Origin of the sequence: Prevotella sp. AM42-24, assembly GCF_003461825.1 — a bacterium.
Classification (GTDB): Bacteria; Bacteroidota; Bacteroidia; order Bacteroidales; family Bacteroidaceae; genus Prevotella; species Prevotella hominis.
Genome location: NZ_QTXV01000100.1, coordinates 1 through 6,982 on the forward strand (window position 1 = coordinate 1; position 6,982 = coordinate 6,982).

Below are 6,982 nucleotides of genomic sequence, written 5' to 3' on the forward strand. Positions count from 1 at the left end.
AAAAGGGTGCGTCACAGACTTATGACACACCCTCCTTTTTTCGTTACACTAAGGTCAAAATCATTTACGATATTATAAAGAAAGGTTATTATTCCTCAACTTATAAAACAAAATACATGGTTCGCTATAAGAGTTTTTCATTACCGCCACTATTACCGCCAAATCACTTTCTATCGTTCTCGAAAGTCTCCGACATTCTTTTTTTGATAAAATTCCCCAATAATTTTATACGAATTTCAGTTTTTATTTGTAATTTCGCAGCAAATTTCTAAACACATATTAATTTTAAACAACATGTTGCAAAAGTTATTCGGTTTTGACCCTGCTCAAAACAAACTGAAAACGGAGGTGGCTGCGGGTATCACCACCTTCCTCACCATGGCCTATATCCTGGCCGTTAATCCTAACATCTTCAGTCATCTCGCCGCTCAGGGCATGGATACACACGCTGTGTTCACTGCCACCGTACTGGCTGCCATCGTGGGTACGCTCGTGATGGCGGTCTATGCCAAGAAACCTTTCGGACTGGCTCCTGGTATGGGTCTGAACGCTTTCTTCGTATTCACGGTCTGCCTCACCATGGGCTATCCCTGGCAGATGGCACTCACGGCTGTTCTCATCGAAGGTTTCATCTTCATCATCCTCTCCGCTACCGGTATCCGCTCGATGATGGTGGATGCTATTCCGGCTTCCCTGAAACGTGCCATCGGTGCTGGTATCGGCCTCTTCATCGCCTTCATCGGTCTGAAGAATGCAGGTATCGTGGCTGCCAATGAGGCTACTTTCGTCACCATCGGTAAGATCACCGAAGGCTCTGCCCTGCTCGGCGTTATCGGCATCATCCTGACCAGCGTGCTCGTCATCAAGAAAGTGCCTGGCAACCTGCTCATCGGTATTCTCGCTACTACGCTCATCGGCATTCCTATGGGCATCACGGAAATACACGGACTGGTAGATGTGCCACCTTCGGTTTCACCTATCTTCTGCCAGTTTGATTTCTCCAACGTCTTCTCCATCGATATGGTGGTCATCGTCTTCACCTTCCTCTTCATCGATATGTTTGATACGATGGGCACACTCGTGGGCGTCTGCACCAAAGCGGGCATGATGAGACCGGACGGAAGAATTCATGGACTCAACAAGGCGTTCATGGCGGATGCCGTGGCTACCGTGGCTGGTGCCTGCTTCGGAACAAGTACCACTACCACCTATGTGGAGAGCGCTTCGGGTGTTGCCCAGGGCGGTCGTACGGGTCTTACTGCCTTCATTACTGCCATGTGCTTCGTAGTGGCCCTGTTCTTCGCACCACTGTTTCTGTCAGTTCCTTCTGCAGCAACTACTCCAGTGCTCGTCATCGTGGGTCTGTATATGATGTCGCCTATCAAGGACATCGACCTGAACGACTACGCTGAGTCTATCCCTGCTTTCATCACCATCATCATGATGCCGCTCACCTACAGCATTTCTGATGGTATTCTCTGCGGTATGATCAGCTATGTGGCCATCAACGCCTGCTGCGGAAACTTCAAGAAGCTGAGCATCACTATGTGGGTATTGGCTATCCTCTTCGTACTGAAATATATCTTCATCTAAACAGAGATGAAAATACGGTTTAGATAATAATCCTAACTATATAATGAACAGATCCGGTTGGAACTCATGGGGTTCTAACCGGATTTTTTTATCCCCATCCCTTATTGTAACCTTTCTGTAACATACAATACTACCCTGTAACATAATCGTCACAAACACGTAATGCGCTTTGCACCCCTGCTTTCAAAATATCATCGTACCTTTGCACCCGAAAGAAATTACAAATTAGAAATGAGAAATTAGATATGGGTACAATTTATTTATGTATTGTGATCTTCCTGCTCTGTCTGGCAGTGTTTGATCTTTTTGTGGGAGTCAGCAATGATGCTGTCAACTTCCTGCAATCTGCCATCGGTGCTAAGGTGGCTAAGTTTCGCACGGTGCTGATCATCGCTTCCTGCGGTGTGGTTCTCGGTGCTATCATGTCTTCAGGAATGATGGACATCGCCCGTCATGGCATCATGAGTCCGGACCACTTTACCTTTGAAGAAGTGATGACGCTCTTCCTTGCCGTCATGGTAACTGATGTCATCATACTGGATGTGTTCAACACCTTAGGTATGCCTACCTCTACTACCGTATCATTGGTATTCGAGTTGTTGGGAGGTGCTTTCATCCTTGCCACCCTCAAGATGATAGGTGACGATAGCCTCAACTATGGTGTATTGCTCAACAGCAACAAGGCTTTGGAGGTAATCATGGGTATCTTCTCATCTGTCATCATCGCCTTTGTTTTCGGTGCGCTCGTGATGTGGATTTCCCGTATCGTCTTCACGTTCAACTACAGAAAGCATTCCCGCTATTCCATCGCTATCTTTGGTGGAATCGCCTTCACTGCCCTCTCCTACTTCATCTTCATGAAGGGTCTTGGCAAGAGTCCTTATCTGCCAAGTGAGTGGCGCGACTTTATCGACCAGAACATCGGGTTGCTGCTCGTCATTACCTTCGTGGTTTCTGCCATCGTGATGGAATTCCTCCACCTCTGCCGCGTCAATATCTTCAAGTTCACCGTACTGATGGGTACCTTTGCCCTGGCTATGGCATTCGCTGGTAACGACCTTGTCAACTTCATCGGTGTGCCTCTGGCTGGTCTTTCTTCTTACAATGACTATATGGCAAATGCCAACGGTGCTGCACCTGACAGCTTTATGATGACCTCATTGATGGAGAGTGCCAAGACCACTCCTGTCTATCTTCTCGCTGCCGGTTTCGTGATGATTGTTGCAATGGCAACCTCCAAGAAGGCACAGAATGTGATCAAGACTTCTGTAGATTTGAGCCGCCAGGATGAAGGCGATGAGATGTTTGGCAGTTCTTCTGTTGCCCGTGTCATCGTGCGCAACTGTCAGGCTACAGATTCTTGGCTCAACAAGTATCTGCCAAATTCCTTGAAAAGATGGATCAATTCCCGTTTTGATAAGAATGCCGTAGAACTCGAAGAGAGTGCTGCTTTCGACGTAGTTCGTGCTGCAGTCAACCTGGTACTTGCTTCTATGCTCATCACCATCGGTACCAACCTCAAGTTGCCTCTTTCTACCACTTACGTTACCTTCATGGTGGCAATGGGTTCTTCACTTGCCGATAGAGCCTGGAGCCGTGAGAGTGCCGTATTCCGTGTTACTGGTGTATTGAGTGTGATCGGTGGATGGTTTATCACAGCCGGTGTTGCTTTCGCAGCCTGCGCCATCGTTTGTCTTACCATGCATTTCGGTGGCATCCTCGTTCAGAGTGCTTTCATGATACTCGTTATCTTCTTGCTCATCCGCAGCAATATCAAGTACAACAAGAAGGCTAAGCAGGAAAGCAAGGGCACTACCTTCCAGCTGATGATGCGCTCCCACGACCCGGAGATTGTATGGGATTTGCTTCGTCGCCAGGTATCTCGCACCCAGAGCTTCGTTTGCAAATTCGCCCTGAACGAGTTCAATCTCATCGTAGATGGTCTTGCCAGCGAGAGTGCCCGTGATCTTCGCCATGCCAACAAGGAACTGAAGAAGGAGCAGGACATGCTGAAGAAATTCCGCCGTCAGGAGATGCTCGGACTGAAACGCTCTCCTATGGAGATTGCCATCGAGCGCAACACCTGGTTCCATCTGGGCGCCAACAGCAACCAGCAGTTCATCTACTCTCTCCGCCGTATGCTCGACCCTGTGAAGGAGCACGTGGACAACAACTTCAATCCATTGCCAGCAGAATACATCAACGAGTTTGCTCCTGTACGTCAGAAGATCAATGACCTGATGAAGATGAGTTGCGAACAGATTGAGACCAACCGATATGAGAACTATCGTGAGATTCTGGCCGAGGCTGATGCCTGCAAGGACGAACTTTCAGTGCTTCGCAAGAAACACATCGACCGCCTGCAGAACATGAAGGATAATAGCTTGATGCAGATTTCCTTGGTTTATCTCAACATTCTCCAGGAGAGTCAGGAATTCCTGAGCGTGATGAGACACCAGCTCAGAGCTGCCAAGAAGTTCATGGAAGCCTAAATTAGTAATGACAAATGAATATGAAATGAAAAGAGGATGTGTCAAAGTCCATGACACATCCTCTTTTTAATTTCTCTTTTCTAATTTCTAATTTCTCATTATAAATTACTTTACGATAAACTTAGCAGCCTTACCTGCGCCCTTGATGACATACATGCCAGAAGGAAGAACCGCAGAAGCATTTCCACAACCGCTCTTGACAAGTTGACCAGCCATAGAGAAGATACTCCAAGCACCATTGGTCAGGACATCCACCTCATTGCCACGTACTGCAATGCGAGTATCAGCCAAAGATGGCTTATCCGCAGTAACAGAACCAACACCGGAAGTAGTATTATCTACAATCTTACCGAAGCGGCTCCATTCATTAGCTTTAGAATAGTTGTCCTTTGGAGTAACCAAATACTTTTCTCCTGTCTTCTCGTCAATCTCATAATGATCATCCGGTACAATCAATTCCACTTGTGAAAGGTCATAAGGGAAGACATTGTTAATTTTCTCTTCTTTAAAATACATAGGAGAAGGGCGGGACGAAATAACCCTCTTTAGACCAGAATAATTTACAAATGCTCGATCGACAAGATTTTCGAAGTAATCAACATTGATAGTTAACTGCTCTACCTTCTGCATGCTGCTTTGGTCATACCAATGCCCCACAGAAGCAGGAATCGTAATACTCTTGGCCTCAGAAGCCTTGCTAAGAGCATCCTGAGAAACGCAGTAGGTTCCCTGAGGAATATCTATGTCTGTTACCTGATTACTTACATAATAAAGGGTATTGCCAGCATAGCGCATATCGCCTTCCTGAGTTCTCCACCAGGCTGTGTTGGAGATTGCACTCGCATTCGGCATGATCAACTGTTCTGGGAAAGTAATATCACTCAACTTTGAACAATTGCAGAAAGACATGTGTCCAAGCGTAAATTGATATCCTAAAAATGTAACCTTCTCTAAATTTTTACATTCATTGAAACAGCACTGGTCTGACTCTACGACATTTTCTCCAACGATAAGTTCTTTGATGTGAGCGTTTTTGTCATAAAGATAACTACCGATAGAAATACCCAAAAATGGATAATCTGTACTGAAACCTTCAGGCAAAGTCGTGAATAAAGACAACGTGGTTCCTGTAAATGGCTTAGCCATGACCAATTTCAACTGATAAGGATCCCACTCATTCTCACCAGTGTAGCCCGGCATATATACTTTCTGGCATAAGTAATCGCCCACTACACTAAAGGTAGTGTTACCTTCCTCTACACTGATACGCTGTACCTTAGACAATAAATTGAGCCATGATTCCCCATAGACGTCATATACTTGATCCATCTCCTTACAGAAAGTCAGATCTGTAATTCCACCAGGTGCATCAATGGCAATGGCACCATTACCGTAATAAGACTTATAAAGAATATTATTCTTGACAAAATAACGCTGATAATTATCAGTCTGATCACGCTCTTCCATGGTCAGCGTCTTCAAATTTGGCCATCTTGCATATGTTACCTCCCTTATATCCTCATCCTTTGGAATACAATAGTTGCTTACTGTGGCAGGAATATAGCAAAGAATTAGACGCTCGGTTCCCCAGCTGTTATCACGTTCCATGACGACACCATTGGCATCCTTGACAAATGTCTCATTCTCGCTGCTAATCTCAAAATCAGCGATGTTATACGTATCCCTAAAGCCAAATGAGTTGACATTCTTACCCATTACCAATGTCTGCAGACCTGGCAGATTTACGAGAGAAATAGATTGTACATTGTCATTTGTCACCAATTTCTGCAAGTATGGATAATCTGCCAGATTGATATCAGTCATCTGGCAACCAGCAGCTGCCAGATCGAGCACTTTCGCTTTTTTAGGCAATATAAACCCATTATAATTCAAATCATACAAGACTCCATCAACTACCTTATAGTTGCTATTGGCTACCGGCATGACAAATTTCTCCAAATTAGGAGCATCCTGAACACTAAAATTCGTGACGGTAGAAGGCAACGTAATTTGTTTCAGATTTGGGTAACTACTATAAGAAAGAAGACAATAAGTCACACCCTCAGGAACATTGATAGAACTGACACCAGCACAACAGAACTGTACTTCTGAATTTTGAATCAGCATCACTCCTTCGGCATCAGTACTGAAAGAGGTATTTTCAGGATCTACCGAGATAGACTGAAGCGATGGTAACTGACTTGGCAAATACCATAATTCTATGACATTAACCGACTTGCCCAAGTGTAAGGACGTTACACCCGGATACTGCTGAGATCCTAAGTTTAAATCAGTCAGTTTGTCTGAGATATTCAGTTTTCCCTTTAATTGAGCAGGAACAGATATGCTCCATTCCCCATAATTTTGGGCATACAAACATTTGTCCTGTACAAACATTCCATTTTCAACCGTAGTTCCTGAGATTTTCCATTCTTCAAATACTGGAAAATATTCTGCAGAAGTATTAAATCCCAAGATACATTTAGAAGGAACACTAATCGTCTTGGCATTCGGAAATACATCTAAATTGGAGTTTGCAGACACATAGGTAACAGGATAAACCTGACCTTCAATAGAAACCTCTGGCTCTACAACTATATCCGTAAGTTCCTTATCAACAAGGGTAGCAGAAATTTCCTTGCCCAAAAGATTGTAACGGATACCGTTCTTAACCACCTCATCTTCTGCAAAACTCACGATAGCTATCATGAGCAGCAGGAAAGTCATGTAGATTTTTTTCATAAGCACATTAAATTAAAGAAAAAAAATTAAAATTATATATTTACTAAAACCTTTACTTATCTAATCGCCCAACTTCCGAATATACTCTCTTTTCCTCCCTTCTCATTTCTCATTTCCCTCAAATCCGCAACCGCCCTCATAAGATGACACAGAGG

At 44.5% G+C, this 6,982-nt stretch carries 3 protein-coding genes; 2 read left to right on the top strand and 1 reads right to left on the bottom strand.

Annotated features, from left to right (window positions below; genetic code table 11):
- Window positions 1-294: 294 nt before the first annotated feature.
- The gene (locus DW917_RS15835; protein ID WP_118120272.1) at window positions 295-1,593 is read left to right on the top strand and encodes an NCS2 family permease; all 1,299 of its coding nucleotides are present in this window, start codon (window positions 295-297) and stop codon (window positions 1,591-1,593) included.
- Between the two features lie 245 nt (window positions 1,594-1,838).
- Window positions 1,839-4,085 (top strand): inorganic phosphate transporter, encoded by a 2,247-nt coding sequence (locus DW917_RS15840; RefSeq protein WP_118120274.1) that lies wholly within the window; start codon window positions 1,839-1,841, stop codon window positions 4,083-4,085.
- Window positions 4,086-4,190: 105 nt separating this feature from the next.
- Here DW917_RS15840 and DW917_RS15845 read toward each other — a convergent pair whose 3' ends face one another.
- A complete protein-coding gene (locus DW917_RS15845) occupies window positions 4,191-6,827 on the bottom strand; it encodes a leucine-rich repeat protein (protein ID WP_118120276.1) in 2,637 nt (878 codons plus the stop codon).
- Between the last annotated feature and the right edge of the window lie 155 nt (window positions 6,828-6,982).

Coding starts and splice junctions, on each gene's coding strand:
- DW917_RS15835 (WP_118120272.1), top strand. CDS start 295: ATGTTGCAAAAGTTATTCGGTTTTGACCCTGCTCAAAACAAACTGAAA.
- DW917_RS15840 (WP_118120274.1), top strand. CDS start 1,839: ATGGGTACAATTTATTTATGTATTGTGATCTTCCTGCTCTGTCTGGCA.
- DW917_RS15845 (WP_118120276.1), bottom strand. CDS start 6,827: ATGAAAAAAATCTACATGACTTTCCTGCTGCTCATGATAGCTATCGTG.